Below are 18492 nucleotides of genomic sequence, written 5' to 3'. Positions count from 1 at the left end.
ACCTGAGAGAGAGCCAATTCGATCGACGCACATCGTCGACGACGTGGCGCTCTCGCAGGTCAGCCACCGAATCCGTCGGTTCCGAACCCGCCCGGCTTGACCGGACGGACGCCCATCATTGCCGCCAGCTGCGTGGCCAACGGGGTCAGATTCAGCTTGTCCGGATCCTTCTTCGGGGTCGAATCCCAGGGCTGGGTGATATTCGGGTTCGCGTACTCCACGCGCTTGGCGCTGCGCACACCGGTCGGATTTCCGAACGGGACGTCGCAGGACGCCTGCGTGTTGAACGGGAACTCGTCGTAGCGGATATCGAATGTCGGGTCCTTCTTACGGATCTGGTCGATCATGGCGTCGGTCGACTCATAGCCACGCGTACATGCCGCCGGGTTATTGGTCTCGAGCACGATGCCGAAGTGGATCTGCCCATCGCCGGGCGCAGGTGAATGGCTACCCGCCGACAGCGCCGACAGCATCGCGAACGTTCCGTTCGTCATATAGCCGGCGGGCTCGATCGTGCGTGCAACCTCGGAGAGCTGACCGACAACCTTGCCGATGTCGCCGCCGTTCTTCTGGATCAGATTCGAGATCTGCGTCGCCGACGTCGTTCCGGTGGTGAGCAATCGCCTCAGGTCCGGGTCGGACGCCGCGAGCGTCGCGGTGACCAGGTCAAGGCTGCGCGACCACGCGAGGATCTGATCGGACTGCTCGGCCTGCGTTGCCAACACGACGTTGGCGTTGTTGATCAGCGAGATCGTCTGGTCGAGATTGTCGACACCTGCGCGCGAGAGCTTGCCGAGCGAGTCGACGAGCCGCGTCAGGTTCTCGGACTGTCCGTTGAACGCCTTGCCGAGCTCGGTGATGACCGTGTGCAGGTCGTCGATCGGGATCGACTGTGTGAAGTCGATCGCCGACGACACGACGTCTTCGAGCGGCGGCGGAACCGACGACCGCGTGATCGTCGAGTTGTCGGCGAGGTAGGGCGAGCCCGTCGACTGCGGTTGCAGGTCGACATACTGCTCACCGATCGCCGACCGGTTCGCGATCACCGCGACCGAATCCGCCGGGATCTGCGGCGAGTTCGAGTCGATGACGAGTGCGACGTTCACTCCGGTCTTGGTCAGCTCGAGCTTGCCGACACGACCGACCGGGATGCCCATGTAGGTCACCTCGGCATTGGTGAAGATGCCGCCCGAATCCTTCAGCGACGCCGTCACCGTGTACGTGCCAATGCCGACCGTCTTGTCGAGTCGTGCGTACTTGGCGCCGACAAAGGCGATCGCGACCAGGCCGACGACCACGAACAAGATGAGCTGGATCTTCGCGAGTCTGCTGATCATCTATCCGACCCCCAGGAGTTTCAGCGGACCATCGATGAACCTCTGGTCACTCGACGCCGGCGCCGGGAAGTTGGCGGGTTTGGCCGCCGACGCCCCACTGCCGCGCGGGACCGTCGCCGATGCCGGATAGCGGCCACCCGACGGTGGTGTGTTCGGACCCGGTGTCGCATTGGGAGCGGGCGGCAACAACGTGATGGTCGGCCAGCCGTAGCGCGGGCCGTTCCCGTTGATGTACGGGTTGCTCTGATTCACCGGAACGCTGTGACGCTGCGACGGCTGGTACTTCGGCGTCCCCTGTCCGACTCCCAACGCCTCGAGCTGGTTCAACAGCCGCAGGTCGAGCGTCATGAACAGGTTCGTCGAGTCGCCCTGAACAGCAGGCAGCAACGAATCCGGGAACGGGTGCGTCAGCATCAGCGGTGCCGCGGTGATGAGATCCGGGGCAGCCTTCGCGAGCTCTGTGAGCACGGGACGCAGCGCCTTCAGATCGGTGATCAACGCATCGTGCGACCGTCCGAGAACATCGGTGCCGACCTGACCGAGCTTGTCGAGCTTGGTCAGCAGGTCGACGAACTGCGGACGCTGCTCCTCGAGCACCGCCACACCTGCAGGCAGTTCCTTGAGGATGCGGTCGATCTGCGTCGTCTGCGCGGCGGCCCTGTCCGACAACCTGTCGAGGCCGTCGATTGCCGCGAGAATCGAGTCGCGCTGGCGATTGAGACCTGCCACGAGCGAACTGGCGTTGCCGATCAGGTCGTGGACCTTGTCGGCACGACCGTCGAGCGCCTTGTTGAGCTCGGTCACGATCGGTTCGAGCTGGTTGATCCCACCACCGTTGAGCAGCATCGACAGTGCGCCGAGCACCTGCTCGATATCGGTTGCGGTACGCGTGCGATCCAGCGGGATCGCCGTCGACTGGTCCTGGCGTGGCAACGACGCACTGTTCGCAGGCTCTGTCAGGGCGACGAACTTCTCGCCGAGCAGCGACGTCTGCTGCACCGCGGCACCGGCCTGATCGGACAGATCGATGTCGTTCTTCACCTTGACAGTGACCAGCGCGAACCATTCGTTCTTGGGGATCTCGACGCTGGTCACACGCCCGACGGGGATACCGTCACGCTTGACCACCGACTGCGGAACCAGGTCGAGGATGTTCGAGAACTGGATCTTGTAGGTGCGCGGGTTGTCGCCGACGTCGACGCCGCCGGGCAGCGGGATCGACTGGATACCATTCGACCCGCAGCCCGCGACCGTCAGCATCGCGGTCAGGACCACCACCGCGGCGATGACCCCACGCCACGCGCGCGGAACGAACCGACTGAGACGCCGAGTCATCAGTTACCTCCCGACCGTGGTGCGGCCGACGGCTTCGCCGATGCAGGCGTCTTGGTCGCCGGGCCCGGATTCGCCTGCGGGTCGGGTGTCCCGGGAACAGTTCCCGGCACCGGGTACTTCTGCAGCTTGTTGTTGCTCATGATGCCGAACGGCAACACCGGCAGGATCGGGGTGAGCACGTCGTTGGTGATCTGCTTACCGATTGTCTTGCACTGGTTGATGAACGGCTTGAGCGTGTCGCTGAACTGATCTGCCGCGGGATTGCCCGGAAGCAGTGCACCGAGGTCGAGGAACTGGCAGGTCGACTGTGTCGGGTCCTGCAGGTCCGGCAGCGTGAGACGCATGGCGATCGTGCCCGACTCCGCGTCGTACGCGTTGATCAGGTTGTTGATCGTCAGCGGCAGCACGGTCAGCGTCTCCTTGAGACTCTGTTGAGTGTTGACGAGCGCCTGGGTCGTCGGCTTGAGATCGTTGACGGTCTGGCCGATCTGCTCGCGGTTGTCGGCGACGAACGTCGCGACGTCGCCGAGCGCGATCGACAGCTTGTTCAGCGCGGCCGACAGTTGCTGCCGCTCCCCCGCGAGGAACGTGTTGAACGACGCCATCTGGTTGTTGAATTGGCGTACCTGGGAGTCGTTCTCTTTCAACGCTCCGACGAACACGTCGAGGTTGTTGACGGTGTCGACGATGTTGCCGCGCGAGTCCGACAGCGTCGTCGTCGCCTTGGACAGATTCTCGATGGCATCGCCGAGCTTGGCGCCGTTGCCCTCGAGGTTCTGCGCGCCGACCGCGACGAGGTCGCTGACCGCGCCGTCCTTGTTGGCTCCGTTGGGACCCAACGCCTTCGACAGCTTTTCGACGCTCTCGTAGATCTTGTCGACCTCGACGGGAACCATCGTCTGCTTCTCGGTCAGCGTGATGTTGCGCGGCGCCTTCGGACCACCCGAATAGGCGGGTGTCAGCTGCACGTAACGGTCGGCGACCACTGACGGGATCACCTGAACCGCACGCACGTCGGCGGGGAGGTCGACGCCGCGGTTGACGGTCATCGTCACCTTGACGGTCTGGCCGTCGGGGGTGACCGAGTCGACCTTGCCGACGGGCACACCGAGAACCCGGACGTCGGAACCCTTGTAGATACCGACGGTCCGCGCGAACGTCGCGTTGATCTTGGTGGTCCCCATCGAGCTGAAGACCCACCACAGCGCACCGGCGACGATCAGCGCGAGAATCAACCCGAGCACGATGATCACGATGTGGCGTGGGGTGAACCAACGTCCGGGACCGGAGGTCTTGGACAGATCCGGGGTGGTCATCCGGTTGCCTCCGTTCCACCGTTGTTCTGGTTCGCCTGCTTGTTGGGCAGGCGCGTCGTGTTCTGCTGCGGCAGTGCAGGCGGCAGGAGGTTGGTCACCACGGACTCGAACCACCGACCGTTGCCGAGCACGTTCGCGTAGAGGCGATAGAACGGCGCCATGTACGTGATCGTGTCCTGAAGGTTCTTGTTCTGCTCCTTGAGCAGATCGTTGACGCCCTTCAGCGAGTCGAGCGCCGGGCCGATCTGAGCCTCGTTGTCCCGAACGATCCCGCTCAGCGAATCACTCAGTGCCGTCGTCGTTTTCAGCAACGCCGAGATGTTCTTCTGGCGGTTGTTGAGCTCGTCGAGCAACTGGCCTGCACCCGCGATCAGCTTCACGAACTCCTGGTTGCGATCGGCGAGAATCTTCGACGTGCTCTTGGTCGCCTCGAGGAGCTTCTGCACCTCTTGGTCGCGGCTGGCGATCGTCTGCGACAGACGCGTGACGCCCTCGAGCGCAGGTCCGACATCGCCCGACGTTCCGGAGAACGTGTCGGAGATCGCCTTCATCGACGTCGCGAGCTGATCGGTGTTCAAGGTCTCGACCGAGTCGGCGGCGTCGGAGAACGCCTCGATCACGTCGTAGGGCGACACCGTATCGGTGAGCGCGACGCTCGGGTCGGCGATCTTGCTGCCACGGGGGTTGAGCGACAGATACTTCTGCCCCAGCACCGTCTTGATCTGGATCGACGCCTGCGTCTGATCGCCGATCCACGTGTTGGTCACGCGGAACTTCACGTCAACGCGGTTGCCGTCGAGCGAGACGTCGCTGACCTCACCGACCTTCACGCCCGCGACGCGCACCTCGGCGCCCTTGCGGAGCCCGGCGGCCTCGGTGAACTTGGCCGTGTACTGGGCACCCGCACCGACGAGCGGCAACGAGGTCAGGTAGAACGCCGACACCGCCATCATGAGCAGGATCAGGATACCGATCGCACCGATACTGACGGGGCTGCGATGCCCACCGAATCGCTTGTGCCCCGGCTTCTTCTGGGCTGTTCCGTCTGCCATGCTCACCCCCCTGGCTGGTTGTCTTTCCAGCAACGGCTTGCCGCGCTGGTGTAAAGGACGTGGTTGATGTACGGAAGCGGCACGAGCGGCTGCGTCAGCAGCGTCGACTTGCCGTTTCCTGCGACGACGTCGATTCCGCACAGATAGAACTGGAACCAGGAACCGAATGTCGCCGCACGGCCGATCTTCTGGAGCTTGATCGGCAGGTTGGTCAGGATCTGCGCGACGTCGTCGTGACGCTTGTTGACCTGGTCGGCCACCTGCTTGAGGCCGGCGATGTCGCCCTGAATAGACGGCCGCGTCGACGTGAGGATCGACGCCGTGACCGCTGTCAGGTTGGAGACCGACGTGATCGCCGAACCGACCGAACCGCGTTGTGCGGCAAGGCCCGTCACCAACTGCTCGGTGTTGTCGAGGAGTGCGGTGAACTGCTCGTCATTACGGTTGACCGTGTCGAGAACCTTGGTCAGGTTGGTGATCAGGTCGCCGATCACGGCGTCCTTGTCCGCGATCGAGTTGGTCAGATCTGCGGTGTCGCTGATCAGACTCGACACGTTGCTCGACTCACCCTCGAAGACCTTGATGATCTCGTCGGAGAGCTTGTTCACGTCTTCGGGCTGAAGCTGGCGGAACAGCGGCTTGAAGCCGTTGAACAGCTGCGTCAGGTTGACCGCGGGATGCGTGTTGTTCTCGTTCGGGTTCGCGCCGAAGGTGTGGCCGGGGTTCACGGTCTGCGACGCATCGCCCGCACCCTTCTCCACCGAGAGGTAACGCAGACCCGTGAGGTTGCGGTACTTGATGTAGATCTGCGCACCCTCGGGCAGCTGGCGGTCGACGTTGAACGAGACCTGTGCCCGGTTCTTGTCGTAGACCTCGACGTTGCTGACCTGCCCCACACGCACACCGGCGATGCGCACGTCGTCGCCCTTGTTGAGCATCGACGCGTCGGAGAACACGGCCTTGTAGTCGTTGTCTGCCCCACCACCGATGTTGGCGATGGTCAGCGCGAGCAGCGCAGTCGCGACCACGGTGACCACAGCGAAGACGATCAGCTTGGTCAACGGCCCCACAATGGACTTCATTTGATGTGCACCTGCGCTCCCTGCAGTGGCGCAGCACCGATCATGGTGGTCCAGGTGGGCACGTCGTCGGGTTCGGTCCCGCTGGCCGCGCCGTAGATCACCTTCAGCTGCGCCCGGTAGGTCGGATCGTCGAACGAGTTCTCGCGGATTGTCCCGACAGGGGTCTTCGTGAACTGCGGTTGCGGCAGCTTCTGGACGGTCGTCGGGCCGGGGTTGCGCGACGGCGGCTGGTACGAGCCGTCGGCGAGGCTACCGCCGGGGTACTGCGGGAACGGGCGGCCGTTGGTCGGCGGGTCGTAGCAGACAGCCGGGGCATCCTGGTCGAAGAACCGCGGCTCGTCCTGGTTGGGCAGATAGCGGCCGCGCGGATTGACGAACTGCAGATTCACGCGCACACCGGGATTCTTGGTGCCCTTTCCGACGATCTTCTCCGATTCCGGGATCAGCGTCGCGAAGTTGTGGAAGGCGCAGACGAACGTCGGCGACTGCTTGGCGAGTCCGGTCAGGAACGGCTCCGAGTCGGTGACGAGATCGACGAGGTTGTTGCCGTTCTGCTGCAACCAGTTGGTCGTGTCGGTCGACGCGGTTCCGAGCGTTGCGATCAACGTCCGCAGGTCGCCCTGACGGTCGACGATCGTCTTGTTGGTCGTCCGGAAGTTGTCGAGTGCGTCGATGACGTCGGGCAACGCCGTCGAATAGGTCTTCGAGAACGACGCGAGGCCCTGCAACGTGCCCTCGAGCGAGTTGAGATTCTTCGGCGTCGACAGACGACCGAAGATGGTGTTGAGCTCTTCGAGCGTCGTACCGATCTGCTCACCGCGACCCGAGAGTGCCTGCGACAGCGCGGTCAGCGTCACGTTGAGGTCCTGCGGCGGGATCGCGTCGAGGACAGGCAGCAGACGGTCGAGGAGATCCTGGACCTCTTTCGCGTTGCCGCTCGTGTCGGTCTGGATCGTCGCGCCGTTTGCCAGCGTCGGACCCGACGCCTGCTCGGGCACCTGAAGTGCGACGTAGCGCTCACCGAACAGCGTTTTGGGCAGGATGCGCGCGGTGGTGTCGGCAGGCAGTTGCGCAGCCATCTCGGGCTTGAGGCCGAGCGTCACGTTGACCGTGCCATTGCCTGCGGGTTCGACGTCGCGCACCTCGCCGACGAGAACGCCGCGCGCTTTCACGTCAGCATTCGTCGGTAGCGCGTTACCCACCGAGTCGGTCTTCAGCGTGACGTCGGTGAACGTCGTGAAGTCCTTGTTGAATTTCATGATCGTGAGCGTGAAGAACAGTGCGACCACGATGAAGAACACCAGTCCGAGCAACCGGCGACGAATCACTGTCATCGCCTAGCCCCCCACTCTCACAGTCGTCGTCGTCCCCCAGATGGCGAGGCCGAGAAAGAAGTCGAGCACGGCGATGAGGACCAACGCCGCTCGAACCGCGTGTCCGACGGCCACGCCGACACCCGCGGGGCCACCACTTGCGTAGTAGCCGTAGTAGCAGTGCACGAGAATGATCACGAACGCAAAGACCAGCACCTTACCGAAAGACCACAACACGTCTTCCGGTGGTAGGAACAGGTTGAAGTAGTGGTCGTACGAGCCGCCGGACTGTCCGTTGAAGACAGTCGTCACCACTCTTGAGGCGAAGTACGCCGACAACAGTCCGAGCACGTAGAGCGGGATGACCGCGATGAAACCTGCGATCACGCGCGTCGACACCAGGAACGGGATCGACGGCACGGCCATCGACTCCAGCGCGTCGATCTCTTCCGAGATGCGCATGGCTCCGAGCTGGGCGGTGAAACCGCAACCGACCGTCGCCGACAACGCGAGACCTGCGACGAGTGGCGCGACCTCTCGGGTGTTGACGTACGCCGACAAGAAGCCGGTGAGCACCTGCGAGCCGATCTGGTCGAGTGCGGCGTAGCCCTGCAGCCCGACCACGACGCCGGTGAAACCCGACATCAACACCATCACGCCGACGGTGCCGCCGATCACGGCGAGACCGCCGGAACCGAACGCCACTTCGGCGAGAATGCGCAGGACCTCGCGCGTGTAGTGGACCAGCGTGCGCGGAATCCAGGCGAGCGTGCGTCCGTAGAAGGACATCTGCTCGCCCGCACCGTCGAGCAACTTCAGTGGTTTGCCGAGCTGTTTGCGCGCCTCGTACATGTAGTACTCGGGGCGGCTCTTGGCGATAGTCACTCCACCGGCCATGGTCAGCTCCCCTTCGGCGGGACGATCTGCAGGTAGACCGCAGTGATGATCAGGTTGGCCAGGAACAGCAGCAGGAAGGTGATGACGACGCTCTGGTTGACCGCGTCACCGACGCCCTTGGGGCCGCCCTTCGGGGTGAGTCCCTTGTACGACGCGACGACGCCCGCGATCACACCGAAGATGGCAGCTTTGAGAAGTGAGATCCAGAGGTCGGGAAGCTGGGCAAGCGCACCGAATGACGCCAGGTATGCACCCGGCGTTCCGCCCTGGACGACCACGTTGAAGAAGTAGCCACCACCGATACCGACGACGGCGACCAGACCGTTGAGCAGGATTGCGACCAGCACCATTGCGAGCACACGAGGTACGACGAGGCGCTGGATGGGGTTGATGCCCAGCACCTCCATCGCGTCGATCTCTTCGCGAATGGTCCGCGATCCGAGGTCGGCGGCGACGGCCGAGCCCGCGGCGCCCGCGATCAACAGCGACGTGACCAGCGGTGAGCCCTGCTGGATGACGACCAGCACCGACGCGGCGCCGGTGTACGACTCCGCTCCGAGCTGCTTGATCAGCGAACCGGTCTGCAGAGACACGATGGCGCCGAACGGGATCGCGATGAGCGCAGTCGGCAGGATCGTCACGCTTGCGATGAACCATGCCTGCTGGATGAACTCGCGCCACTGGAATGGGCGCACGAAAGTCTGGCGTGCTACATCGACGAAAAGCTGGACGATATTGCCTGTCTGGGCGAGTGCACCTTCACCGGCCCGCGCGATTCTGTCGACGCCACGCGTGGTGGCATTCGTCATACCTATGAGCCCCCGCCGTAGTGACGCCCACCCTCGGGACGTTCCGACTCGATGTGCTGAGTCTTCGCTTCCTCCGGCACAGCCCACTGCTGGGTCTGCGCATCGTCACCGGCGTAATCGTCACCGGCGTAGTCGTTTCCGTACCCACCCTGATTGCGGTCACCGTGATCGATGACGTCGGTGGAGGTGTCGACCATGACGTTCTCGCTGCCTGCCTGCAGGCCACCCTCGGTGTCGGACCATTCGACGCCGTGGGTGTTGGCGGCGTGGGCTCGGGATTCCTCCCGGATCTGGTCTTCCTGCTGCATCGACTCACGGATCGCGCGTTGCGCGTTCTCCGGCAACGACGGCAACAACTCCAACACACGTTCGCGGTGACGGGCCACGGCCTTGCGCTCAGGCATTCCCGGATTCGGCTGCACCTGCGGAATGATCTCCGAGAAATCATCCTTCGTGCCGCCACCACCGATGCCGGCGGCCTGCATAGCCTCTTCCTGCTTCTGCACCGCCTCGTCCTTCTCCTCCGACATGCCGATCGGACCAAACCGATCACCGGAGAGGAACTGCTTGACGACCGGCTGCTCCGAGGTCAACAACTGCTCACGCGGCCCGAACATCACCAGTTCCTTACGGAACAACATGCCGATGTTGTCCGGAATCGTGCGGGCGATGTTGATGTTGTGCGTGACGATCAGGATCGTCGCGTCGATCTGCGCATTGATGTCGATCAGCAACTGGGAGATATAGGCGGTACGCACCGGGTCGAGACCCGAGTCCGGCTCGTCACACAAAATGATCTGAGGGTCCAGGACCAATGCCCGCGCCAACCCGGCGCGCTTGCGCATACCACCGGAGATCTCACCGGGAAGCTTGTCTTCGGCGCCGGCCAAACCGACCAGATCGATCTTCTCCATCACGATCTTGCGGACATCGTCTTCCTTCTTCTTCGTGTGCTCACGAAGTGGGAACGCGATGTTGTCGTACAAACTCATCGATCCGAACAGTGCGCCGTCCTGGAACAACACCCCGAACAACTTGCGGATCTCGTAGAGCTCCTTGGCCGAGCACTGCGTGATATCGGTGCCGTCGATCACCACCGAACCCTGCTCGGGATGCAGCAACCCGATCAGCGTCTTCAAAAACACCGACTTACCGGTACCGGACGGCCCCAGCAGTGCAGACACCTCACCCGACGGCAAGGTCAACGTCACATCACGCCAGATGTTCTGAGAACCAAAAGACTTGGTGAGCCCCTCGACGCTGACCTCAACACCCACTACATCCTCCAAGAAACTCGGGTCCCGAAGCGCGGCAGCCAAGGCAAGACATCGGACATAGGCGGCACAAACGCAGGCGGACTCAACTGTGGTTGGGGTCACTCTAGCGGACTGCTCCCCCGTATCCACACCGCCTCTCGGCGGTTCTCAGGTTTGACCAATTACCGGCCGGTAACCTGACTGCCCAAGAGAGTATCCCATGCCACCGACATAACAAAAGTAGGTTGGCGGTCACATTGTGCGGCAACTGTGGGCTACCCGCGGACAGCAACGAGCCCGGGACAGCACAGCTGTCCCGGGCTCGTATGAAGAGCGTCGCTTAGGCGCCGTCTTACTTGACGGACACCTTGGCGCCGGCCTCTTCGAGCTTGGTCTTGGCGGCCTCAGCGGCCTCCTTGTCGACCTTCTCCAGGATCGGCTTGGGAGCACCCTCGACGAGGTCCTTCGCCTCCTTCAGGCCGAGGCCGGAAACGACCTCACGCACGACCTTGATGACCTGGATCTTCTTGTCGCCGGCACCCTCGAGGATGACGTCGAACTCGTCCTGCTCGGCAGCAGCGTCGGCGCCGGCAGCAGCCGGTGCGCCTGCAGCGGCAACGGCGACCGGTGCGGCCGCGGTGACCTCGAAGACCTCTTCGAACTTCTTCACGAAATCGCTGAGCTCCAGCAGGGTCAGTTCCTTGAACTGATCGATGAGCTCGTCAGCGGTGAGCTTCGCCATGGTGGCGTCCTTCCTGTAAGTCCCCACGCGGGGCATCTTGTCTTGTCAATCCCCGCGCGGGGGAATGCTTGTGTGCTGGCGGATGAGTACCGAGGTACTTATTCGCCTGCGGATTCCTTCTTCTCCTGCAGGGAGGCAGCGAGTCGTGCCACCTGCGACGCCGGCTGATTGAACAGTCCGGCGGCCTTTGCCAAGTTGCCCTTCATGGCACCGGCGAGCTTGGCCAGCAAGACCTCACGGGTCTCAAGGTCGGCGATCGTTTCGATCTCGGCAACGGACAGCGACTTGCCATCCATGTACCCGCCCTTGATGACCAGAGCCTTGTTGTCCTTGGCGAAGTTCTTGATCGCCTTCGCGGCCACCACCGGCTCACCTTCGATGAAGGCAATCGCGGTCGGGCCGGAGAACAGCTCGTCGAGTCCCTCAACGCCCGCCTCAGCAGCGGCACGCTTCACCAGGGTGTTCTTGGCGACGGAGTAGGTTGCGCCCTCGCCGAGGGAACGTCGCAGATCGGTGATCTGGGTGACGGACAATCCACGGTATTCCGTGACGACCGTCGCCGTTGAGCCCTTGAACTGCTCGGCGATCTCAGCGACTGCTGCGATCTTTTCGGACTTGGCCATACTTCGCCTCCTTCCTCATCACTCGAGTTGGTCAGAGTTCGGACCAGATACCCGCAAGGAGGGGCGAAACAAATAAACGCCCCGGCACGCAGATGGCACGGGGCGTAGTTTCTCGGCAAGGCACACCAGGCGCCCACCACTATTCCTCGTTCTCCCTGCGTGGGCCGCCGACCTCGCGCCTTGCGACGCTGCAGTCGTCCTTCGATCGGAATCGCTCCCGATGACCGACGGTCTCTGGTTGAACCGATACGACGTACATGTGCACGTCACACCGAAGTAATAGGCTACCCGACCATGGGGAATGCATCCAAATCGTCCGCAGACGGTGTACCAGAACCCAATGTCCCAGAGTCCAACGTATCTGTTGTCACCGAACCCAACGCTCGAGCGGCGATCGCGGCCGACGCCATTCTCGGCCGACATCTGAGGCACGCATGGTGGGTCCCGGGGACACGCTTGGCGACGATCGCCTGGCCACTCGGGCGACTACCGCTCGACGTCGTCCGCAGTCGCTTCGGATTCTGGCACTACTGGTGGCACGCACACCTTCTCGACCTCATCGTCGACGCCGCGATCCATCGCCCCACCGACGACATGTCCTACGACCCACACCTCGCCGACGTCGCCAACCGCCTGCTCCGCGGAATCCGGTTACGCAACCTCGGCCGCTGGACCAACAACTACTACGACGACATGGCCTGGCTGGGTCTGGCGATCGAACGCGCCGACCGTCACCTCGACCTCCACCACCCCAAGGCGCTACGCACCCTGAGCACACGTATGTACAACGCCTGGGAGCCCGAGCGCGGCGGCGGAATCCCCTGGCGCACCATCGACACCTTCTTCAATGCGCCCGCGAACGGCCCGGCGACCATCCTGCTCGCGCGCACAGGCCACCTCGACCGCGCGCTTGCGATGTGCGACTGGATGGACTCCGCCCTCGTCGACCCCGACTCCCACCTCGTCATCGACGGCATCAAGCCGAAGGACGACGGATTCGAACGCGTCACCGCCATCTACACCTACTGTCAGGGCGTCGTACTCGGGTCAGAGGTGGAGGCGGCGCGCCGCACCCGCGACACGGTTCACCTCGACCGCATCGATCGACTCCTGACGGCGGTCGAATCCCACGAGTGCCCCGACGGCGTGATCCGCGGAGCGGGCGGAGGCGACGGCGGCCTGTTCATGGGCGTGCTCGCGCGCTACCTGGCTCTGGTCGCCACCGATCTCCCCGCCGATCTGCCCGGCGCGGACGAGTTGCGTCGACGCAGCGCCGCCCTCGTACTCAGCAGCGCCGACGCCGCGTGGTCCACACGTGCAGAAGTCGACGACACGGTCGTCTTCAGCGCCGATTGGCACCAGCAGGCGGTCCGGCCGACAAGAGGCGGCACCGACGCCGCATTCATCGCGGGAGCGGTCAATTCGTCGTCGGTTCCCGAGCGCGATCTGTCGGTTCAACTGTCCGGTTGGATGGTCCTCGAGGCCGCTGCCGCAATAGATCTCGGACTATCCGAACAAAATGTTCGCCCCTGACCTGCAGTTATGGCACTGAGCGCCAAATTGACGCCCCCTAGTTAGCGTTCTGAGACACGACATGCACTATTGTCGAGATCCGGAGTGATGTGGACCACATCTGGGTGGGGTTGTGGCTGGCCACAACGCGGTTCGTGTCACTCCTACCGACACGATGAAGTGATGGCATCCGCGGCAGCACGCCCACCGGACAACGACCGGCTGACGCAGGTGCAGTGACCTCCAAGGCAGGCTGATGCACCATGGCGTTTCAGTTGGGACCGACAGCGAACGAGCACGCGCCGACAGAGAGCGCGCGCATAGAGCCATTTCCACGTGACCCCTCGTCGCTGCGCCGATCCGTCACCGACACACCAGTCTTCGGCACACTCCCCCTCGGCGACCCCACCGGCGGCGCCAGTGCGATGCGCTGGCGCGAGCAGGTCGACGGCCCGCAGGTCTACCCACGCGTCTCGATCGACCGCGATGTCACTCTGACGATGAGCGACGGCGTCGAGTTGCGGGCGACCATCGTCCGGCCGGCCACACGCTTCGGCGACGTGGTGACGACGCCCTACCCGGCGATCATCAACATCAACCCGTACAACCGAGCGGCGATCGACTTCATCGACACCACGATGCACGCCCCTGTCATCGGAGGTGCCGTGCGCGCGGCAGCCCGATCGGTCGACGCGACGGGCACACCGCTCGAGGGGCTGACCACCCTGACCCAGGTACTCGCCGGCGGCGTGATCGACGTCTTCGGCATCAATCGAAACCTGGTGCGCAGCGGTTACGCCCAGATCATCGTCGACGTTCGCGGCACCGGCGCCAGCCACGGCAAGTGGGAGATCCTCGGCCCACGTGAACAGCAGGATTCCGTCGAGATCATCGACTGGGTCTCCGAGCAGGAGTGGTGCAACGGCAAGGTCGGACTCGCGGGATGGTCGTACTCGGCCATCAACTCGCTACAGGCCGCCGACAAGCGGCCGCCCCAGCTCGGCGCGGTCTTCGCGGTCGAGGGCTGCGACGACATCGTGCGCGACATCTACATCACCGGCGGCATGCCCTCGGCGTTCATCCCGGCATGGTTGTCCGTGGTGAACATCCTGAAGTGGGTACCGAATCCGTCGACTCTGCTGCGAGATGTTCTGCGCGGCAATCACTTCCGCTACCTTCGCGACCGTGTCGCATCTCCGGCAACCGAGATCCCGTCGCTCCTCTGGGGCTTCCTCACCGCCCGCGACGACCGCATCTTCGACGACCCGTACTTCGACGCCCGCGATCCGCAGATCGATCAGATCGAGGCGCCGACGCTCACCGTCGGGGCATGGCACGACCTCTTCGGTCGTAGTGCCACAGGGATTTACGAGCGTCTGAACCTCGAACCGGGCCGCAAGCAGTTGATCGTCGGCGACGGTTATCACTTCGACGTCGGGTCCGGCTATGGCGGCAAATTCGCGCCACCTCGTCTCGACGTCCTCGAGCGCGCGTGGTTCGACCGCTGGCTCAAGGGACACGCGAACGGCGTCGAGCACTACGGACCGGTGACGCTGCGCCAGCAGGGTGGCACGTGGACCGCGGGCCAGTCGTTCCCGCGCCAGGGCGTCGCACCGCGTCGGCTCTACTTGTCGAGCGAATGTTCCTCCAGCGCAACACATTGCGTACACGACGGCAGCCTGCAATCCACACCGTGCACCGATTACACCTCGCTGCACGTCCGCCCGGACGTCCGCGGACTCATCTCGCGCGACATGACACAGGTGACCGCGGGCGCGACGATGGCCCTGGGTAAACCCTTCACCTCCGACGCCAGATTCCAAGAGCGCGGCGCACTCTCGTTCACCAGTGCTCCCGTCACCCAGCAGACGCAGATCAGCGGTGCGATGAATCTGCGCCTCAACGTCGCCACCACGGCACATGAGGCCATCTGGGCCGTCACCGTCAACGACGTCGCGCCGAATGGAACGTCGAAGGTGCTGACCAACGGCGCACTGTCGGCGTCGAATCGGGCGCTCGATCCCAGCAAGTCGACTTATGCCTCGGACGGCAGTCTCGTTGGCGCGCACCACTTCTTGTCGCGCAAGCGCAAGCTGCCGGTGCCACCTGACGCCCCGGTGCGCATCGACGTCGATCTCGTCCCGACCGATGCCGTCCTCGAACCCGGCCATCGGCTACGCGTCGACGTATACGCCGCAAGTTTCCCGCGCTATCTGACCGTCGTGCCCGATCTGGTGAAGGCGCGCGGCCGCAGGCAACGCCTGGTCCTCGACCCTGAGCACCCGAGCCACCTGACTTTCCTTGCGGGCGAAGGGCTTCTGAGCCAGGTCCTGCGAACCCCTCACAGACCCGAATCCGCGAACACCACGCGGTAGACGAACCCGGCCTCCGGTCCCAGGACCACGCCGACGAGCTCGGTCAGCGTCGTCGCAAACTCCCGACCATGCGCCGGTCCGCCTGAATCGTCGAGGTGATGCGCGATCTCGTGCAGCACGACCAGTTCGCGCAGCGCCCAGCGGCCCTCCGCGGAGTCGGGGATCGCGATCTCACGCTGATCCGAGTCCACGCGTCGTGCGTAGTGGGCCGAGCGATGTCCGCGGCGTGCCCGCACCGACACCGGCGTCGACGCGGCGTCGAAGCGCTGCTTCACCGACGGCATCGACAGCACGCGACCGACGTAGTCGCGCACGGAGTCGACCGATGCGAACTGGACCTCGACGGGCAGCGTGAGCTCCGTGCCCGCGAGCTGCACCGTGTGCGTACCGCCTGCACGCTCGAACATCCGGAACACCATGCGCTCGGCCTCGTAGAACCGTTCGCGTCGAGTGTCACGCGGCGCCATGACGCTCCCCGACCTGTCGCACCCCGATATGGCGTATGCGGCGAGCTGCTCCGCCATGACTAGGCTCGACGACGTCAGCATTTCGCACCTCGACACGCAGGGAGTCCACGCGATGACGCCGCGCTCGCACACCATCGGGAAGTCCGCCGCGACCGCGATCGTCGGCGCCGCGATCGTCGGGGTTGCGCTGACCGGCTGCAGTTCGTCGGCGGGTGAGGTCACAGCGGTATCGGCGCCCTCGACGTCGTACGTCGACAATCCCGTCGACCCCGCCCAACTCAATCAGGTGCTCGACCGCATCGCGGCCACCGGACTGCCCGTCACCGGTCGTCACGACGCAACCGCCGCGCGATGCCCCGAAGCCGGGTGCAGCAGCGCCGTCGAATCCGACCAAGTCGTCCTCATGCAGTTCCCCACCTCCGGCCGTGCCCAGCTCTACGCGGGTGCACATCCGGGAGACTTTCAGGTCGTCGACATCGTCATGACCTTTCCCGAGGGCACCGACGCCGCCCAGAACGCGCGCTACAAAGACGCGCTGCAGGGCGAGATGCGCTGAGCCGCCCACCCTAACCCTCGAGTGCCCCACGGGGAGCGCCGAATTCGCGGTCGGCACCGATCTTTGCTCGACGCCCCGCGCGGTCGCCCGCTTTGCGCGCGCCCTCCGAGTACCCCGACGACGCGGTCGTCGGGCGCCAGGTGCCGCGCGCCGTCGACTCGGTTTTGTAGAAGCTGGTGACCTCGAGTTCTTTGTCGCGCAACGCAAGTGCGGTCGACGTCGAGCCCGCGGGAAGTTCGCGGGAGTCGTCACGCGCCACCGCCTCCGCCCGTGCGGCATCGCGTGCCTCGGTCAGCCGCACGCCGATCCGCTCGGCGAACGCCGACTGGAAGTTCAACCGCGCCGTGATCGGGGCGAGCGGCTTACGTTCGACGACTCTCCTCGACCGCCAACCCGTCCCCTTGCGCACCACCCGCGCCGACGTCTCGCCCCGGTAGTCACCCGATCGCAGGTAGGCGTCGCTCGCCGCGACCATCTGGATCAGCAGCGACGTGTAGAGCGCCTCACATGTGTCGATGTCGGCCTCGTATCCGTACGCGAGCACGAACGTGTTGTTGCCCGCGACGTCGACGGTCACGTCGTTGGCACGCGCGATCGCGACGACAAGCTGTACGTACGTGCGCAATCCACGCTTTCCGGTCTCGCCGATCGCGACCTGCCTGGTGATCGGCGTCGTCTTGCGTCTGGCCGCGGGGTCGTGGGCACGGGCCACCGCAAGGTCGATCGAGGCCGACGTCGCCAACCGTTGCGCGGCCTGCATGAACGTCTCGGCCTCGTGCTCGTTGTCGGTGTTCTCGGCCTGCCGCAGCAGCCCCGCGATCCGGGTGAGGAGTTTGTCGTCGCGCATACAGATCAGACTAGATCGATGGCCGTTTGGTTCCACTCCACGGAGGATTTGTCGAATCTGTTGACTTTCCCAGTAGGAAAGTAGAGACTACTTTCCTATACGGAAAGTGGCCCACAAACATCCACGGCAAAAGACCACCCACCGAGGAGACCTCATGGACATCACTCCCGACCAAGCGCGTGAGGCGCTCGGGTCCGTCGACGGAGCACGTCGTCGGGTCGCCGACGACCTCGGGCTCCCCCGCATCTACTGGTGGGCGATGGCCGTCTCCTGGGTCGTTCTCGGCGTCATCGGCGCATTCGCTCCCCCGTGGGTCACGACCGTCGCGACCATCGTGTTCGGCGTGGTTCACTCGACGATCGCCTCCCGACTCTTCGACGGCCGCCGCGCGAGCACACACGTACGCCCCGCGCGCAGCGTGGCCGATCGTCGCATCCCATTGATCGTCATCGCCATGCTGCTGACCGCGGTCGTCGTGACGGTTGGCGCAGCGCTGGCACTCGACGCCGACGGCACGCGGCACCCGTCCATCTGGGCAGCCGTGTTCGTGGCGGCGATCCTGGGCTTCGGCGGACCGCAGATCTTCGACGACATCCGCGGGCGAGTGGGCGCGTGAGCACACCGAAATTCGACGAGTTGATCCACCCGAGCACCCGCCTGACGCTCGTCGCGACCCTCGCCGCCGCCGATTGGGCCGATTTCGGCTACCTCAGAGAACGACTGGCCCTGTCGGACTCAGCGTTGTCCAAGCAGCTCGCCACGCTGGAATCTGCCGGCTACGTGAGCACCGAACGCCCGAGCACCGGTCGTCGACGTAGCGTCCGGGCCCGCCTCACAGACGCCGGACGCGAGGCGTTCACCGGCCACGTCGCCGCGCTGCAGGCCATCGTCGGCGGCACGCGAGAAGACGGCCCGCACCAGGACAGCACGCAACAACCCGACGCCCCATTCGACGCCGAGGCCAAACCCTGAC

18 protein-coding genes are annotated in these 18492 nt (G+C 64.4%); 5 read left to right on the top strand and 13 right to left on the bottom strand.

Annotated elements, in window-relative coordinates; translation table 11 throughout:
- Nucleotides 1–59 precede the first annotated feature (59 nt).
- The 11 genes from GOSPT_RS21880 to rplJ form a co-directional block, all read right to left on the bottom strand.
- The gene (locus GOSPT_RS21880; RefSeq protein WP_005209195.1) at nucleotides 60–1337 is read right to left on the bottom strand and encodes an MCE family protein; all 1278 of its coding nucleotides are present in this window, start codon (nucleotides 1335–1337) and stop codon (nucleotides 60–62) included.
- The gene (locus GOSPT_RS21875) at nucleotides 1338–2672 is read right to left on the bottom strand and encodes an MCE family protein (RefSeq protein ID WP_005209193.1); all 1335 of its coding nucleotides are present in this window, start codon (nucleotides 2670–2672) and stop codon (nucleotides 1338–1340) included.
- Nucleotides 2672–3988 carry an MCE family protein gene (locus tag GOSPT_RS21870; RefSeq protein WP_005209191.1) on the bottom strand — a complete coding sequence of 439 codons (1317 nt, stop codon included), beginning with the start codon at nucleotides 3986–3988 and terminating at the stop codon, nucleotides 2672–2674. The genes GOSPT_RS21875 and GOSPT_RS21870 overlap by 1 nt, the downstream gene beginning before the upstream one ends.
- Nucleotides 3985–5040, bottom strand: a complete 1056-nt coding sequence (locus tag GOSPT_RS21865; protein ID WP_005209189.1) for an MCE family protein — start codon at nucleotides 5038–5040, stop codon at nucleotides 3985–3987. Before GOSPT_RS21865 ends, GOSPT_RS21870 begins: the two co-directional genes overlap by 4 nt.
- A gap of 2 nt (nucleotides 5041–5042) precedes the next feature.
- Nucleotides 5043–6122: an MCE family protein gene (locus tag GOSPT_RS21860; RefSeq protein WP_005209187.1), complete on the bottom strand. Its 1080-nt coding sequence runs from the start codon at nucleotides 6120–6122 to the stop codon at nucleotides 5043–5045.
- Nucleotides 6119–7456 (bottom strand): MCE family protein, encoded by a 1338-nt coding sequence (locus GOSPT_RS21855; protein WP_005209185.1) that lies wholly within the window; start codon nucleotides 7454–7456, stop codon nucleotides 6119–6121. Before GOSPT_RS21855 ends, GOSPT_RS21860 begins: the two co-directional genes overlap by 4 nt.
- A gap of 3 nt (nucleotides 7457–7459) precedes the next feature.
- Entirely contained in the window at nucleotides 7460–8332 is an 873-nt protein-coding gene (locus GOSPT_RS21850) for an MlaE family ABC transporter permease (protein WP_005209184.1), read from the bottom strand.
- A gap of 2 nt (nucleotides 8333–8334) precedes the next feature.
- Complete coding sequence (locus tag GOSPT_RS21845; RefSeq protein WP_005209182.1) at nucleotides 8335–9141, bottom strand: MlaE family ABC transporter permease; 807 nt, start codon at nucleotides 9139–9141, stop codon at nucleotides 8335–8337.
- Nucleotides 9142–9143: 2 nt separating this feature from the next.
- Nucleotides 9144–10418 carry an ABC transporter ATP-binding protein gene (locus tag GOSPT_RS21840; RefSeq protein ID WP_005209176.1) on the bottom strand — a complete coding sequence of 425 codons (1275 nt, stop codon included), beginning with the start codon at nucleotides 10416–10418 and terminating at the stop codon, nucleotides 9144–9146.
- Nucleotides 10419–10749: 331 nt separating this feature from the next.
- Complete coding sequence (gene rplL, locus GOSPT_RS21835) at nucleotides 10750–11139, bottom strand: 50S ribosomal protein L7/L12 (protein ID WP_039857022.1); 390 nt, start codon at nucleotides 11137–11139, stop codon at nucleotides 10750–10752.
- A gap of 98 nt (nucleotides 11140–11237) precedes the next feature.
- Nucleotides 11238–11762: a 50S ribosomal protein L10 gene (rplJ, locus tag GOSPT_RS21830; RefSeq protein ID WP_005209172.1), complete on the bottom strand. Its 525-nt coding sequence runs from the start codon at nucleotides 11760–11762 to the stop codon at nucleotides 11238–11240.
- Nucleotides 11763–12056: 294 nt separating this feature from the next.
- Here rplJ and GOSPT_RS21825 point away from each other — a divergent pair, with 294 nt between their 5' ends.
- Nucleotides 12057–13295, top strand: a complete 1239-nt coding sequence (locus GOSPT_RS21825; RefSeq protein WP_005209170.1) for a glycoside hydrolase family 76 protein — start codon at nucleotides 12057–12059, stop codon at nucleotides 13293–13295.
- Between the two features lie 242 nt (nucleotides 13296–13537).
- Entirely contained in the window at nucleotides 13538–15649 is a 2112-nt protein-coding gene (locus tag GOSPT_RS21820; protein ID WP_005209168.1) for a CocE/NonD family hydrolase, read from the top strand.
- On the opposite strand, the gene GOSPT_RS21815 is transcribed toward GOSPT_RS21820, so the two are convergent.
- Nucleotides 15616–16116 (bottom strand): TIGR04338 family metallohydrolase, encoded by a 501-nt coding sequence (locus GOSPT_RS21815; protein ID WP_005209167.1) that lies wholly within the window; start codon nucleotides 16114–16116, stop codon nucleotides 15616–15618. The two genes, GOSPT_RS21820 and GOSPT_RS21815, sit on opposite strands and share 34 nt — an antisense overlap.
- A 55-nt stretch (nucleotides 16117–16171) precedes the next feature.
- Here GOSPT_RS21815 and GOSPT_RS21810 point away from each other — a divergent pair, with 55 nt between their 5' ends.
- Entirely contained in the window at nucleotides 16172–16672 is a 501-nt protein-coding gene (locus GOSPT_RS21810) for a hypothetical protein (protein ID WP_245548771.1), read from the top strand.
- A 10-nt stretch (nucleotides 16673–16682) separates the two neighbouring features.
- On the opposite strand, the gene GOSPT_RS21805 is transcribed toward GOSPT_RS21810, so the two are convergent.
- Nucleotides 16683–17519, bottom strand: coding sequence for a DUF2786 domain-containing protein (locus GOSPT_RS21805; RefSeq protein WP_005209162.1), 837 nt, complete (start codon nucleotides 17517–17519; stop codon nucleotides 16683–16685).
- Between the two features lie 154 nt (nucleotides 17520–17673).
- Between GOSPT_RS21805 and GOSPT_RS21800 the strand changes: the two genes are divergently transcribed.
- Complete coding sequence (locus GOSPT_RS21800) at nucleotides 17674–18135, top strand: hypothetical protein (RefSeq protein ID WP_005209160.1); 462 nt, start codon at nucleotides 17674–17676, stop codon at nucleotides 18133–18135.
- On the top strand, nucleotides 18132–18491 hold the full coding sequence (locus GOSPT_RS21795) for a winged helix-turn-helix domain-containing protein (protein ID WP_039857021.1): 360 nt from the start codon (nucleotides 18132–18134) through the stop codon (nucleotides 18489–18491). Before GOSPT_RS21800 ends, GOSPT_RS21795 begins: the two co-directional genes overlap by 4 nt.
- Nucleotide 18492 lies beyond the last annotated feature (1 nt).

Origin of the sequence: Gordonia sputi NBRC 100414 (genome assembly GCF_000248055.1) — a bacterium.
GTDB classification, from domain to species: domain Bacteria; phylum Actinomycetota; class Actinomycetes; order Mycobacteriales; family Mycobacteriaceae; genus Gordonia; species Gordonia sputi.
The sequence above is the reverse complement of the archived record's forward strand: the minus strand, read 5'-3'. Positions and strand labels throughout refer to the sequence as shown.

Coding starts and splice junctions, on each gene's coding strand:
- GOSPT_RS21810 (WP_245548771.1), top strand. CDS start 16,172: ATGACTAGGCTCGACGACGTCAGCATTTCGCACCTCGACACGCAGGGA.
- GOSPT_RS21880 (WP_005209195.1), bottom strand. CDS start 1,337: ATGATCAGCAGACTCGCGAAGATCCAGCTCATCTTGTTCGTGGTCGTC.
- rplJ (WP_005209172.1), bottom strand. CDS start 11,762: ATGGCCAAGTCCGAAAAGATCGCAGCAGTCGCTGAGATCGCCGAGCAG.
- GOSPT_RS21855 (WP_005209185.1), bottom strand. CDS start 7,456: ATGACAGTGATTCGTCGCCGGTTGCTCGGACTGGTGTTCTTCATCGTG.
- GOSPT_RS21875 (WP_005209193.1), bottom strand. CDS start 2,672: ATGACTCGGCGTCTCAGTCGGTTCGTTCCGCGCGCGTGGCGTGGGGTC.
- GOSPT_RS21870 (WP_005209191.1), bottom strand. CDS start 3,988: ATGACCACCCCGGATCTGTCCAAGACCTCCGGTCCCGGACGTTGGTTC.
- GOSPT_RS21820 (WP_005209168.1), top strand. CDS start 13,538: ATGGCGTTTCAGTTGGGACCGACAGCGAACGAGCACGCGCCGACAGAG.
- GOSPT_RS21800 (WP_005209160.1), top strand. CDS start 17,674: ATGGACATCACTCCCGACCAAGCGCGTGAGGCGCTCGGGTCCGTCGAC.
- GOSPT_RS21865 (WP_005209189.1), bottom strand. CDS start 5,040: ATGGCAGACGGAACAGCCCAGAAGAAGCCGGGGCACAAGCGATTCGGT.
- rplL (WP_039857022.1), bottom strand. CDS start 11,139: ATGGCGAAGCTCACCGCTGACGAGCTCATCGATCAGTTCAAGGAACTG.
- GOSPT_RS21845 (WP_005209182.1), bottom strand. CDS start 9,141: ATGACGAATGCCACCACGCGTGGCGTCGACAGAATCGCGCGGGCCGGT.
- GOSPT_RS21805 (WP_005209162.1), bottom strand. CDS start 17,519: ATGCGCGACGACAAACTCCTCACCCGGATCGCGGGGCTGCTGCGGCAG.
- GOSPT_RS21860 (WP_005209187.1), bottom strand. CDS start 6,122: ATGAAGTCCATTGTGGGGCCGTTGACCAAGCTGATCGTCTTCGCTGTG.
- GOSPT_RS21825 (WP_005209170.1), top strand. CDS start 12,057: ATGGGGAATGCATCCAAATCGTCCGCAGACGGTGTACCAGAACCCAAT.
- GOSPT_RS21815 (WP_005209167.1), bottom strand. CDS start 16,116: ATGGCGCCGCGTGACACTCGACGCGAACGGTTCTACGAGGCCGAGCGC.
- GOSPT_RS21850 (WP_005209184.1), bottom strand. CDS start 8,332: ATGGCCGGTGGAGTGACTATCGCCAAGAGCCGCCCCGAGTACTACATG.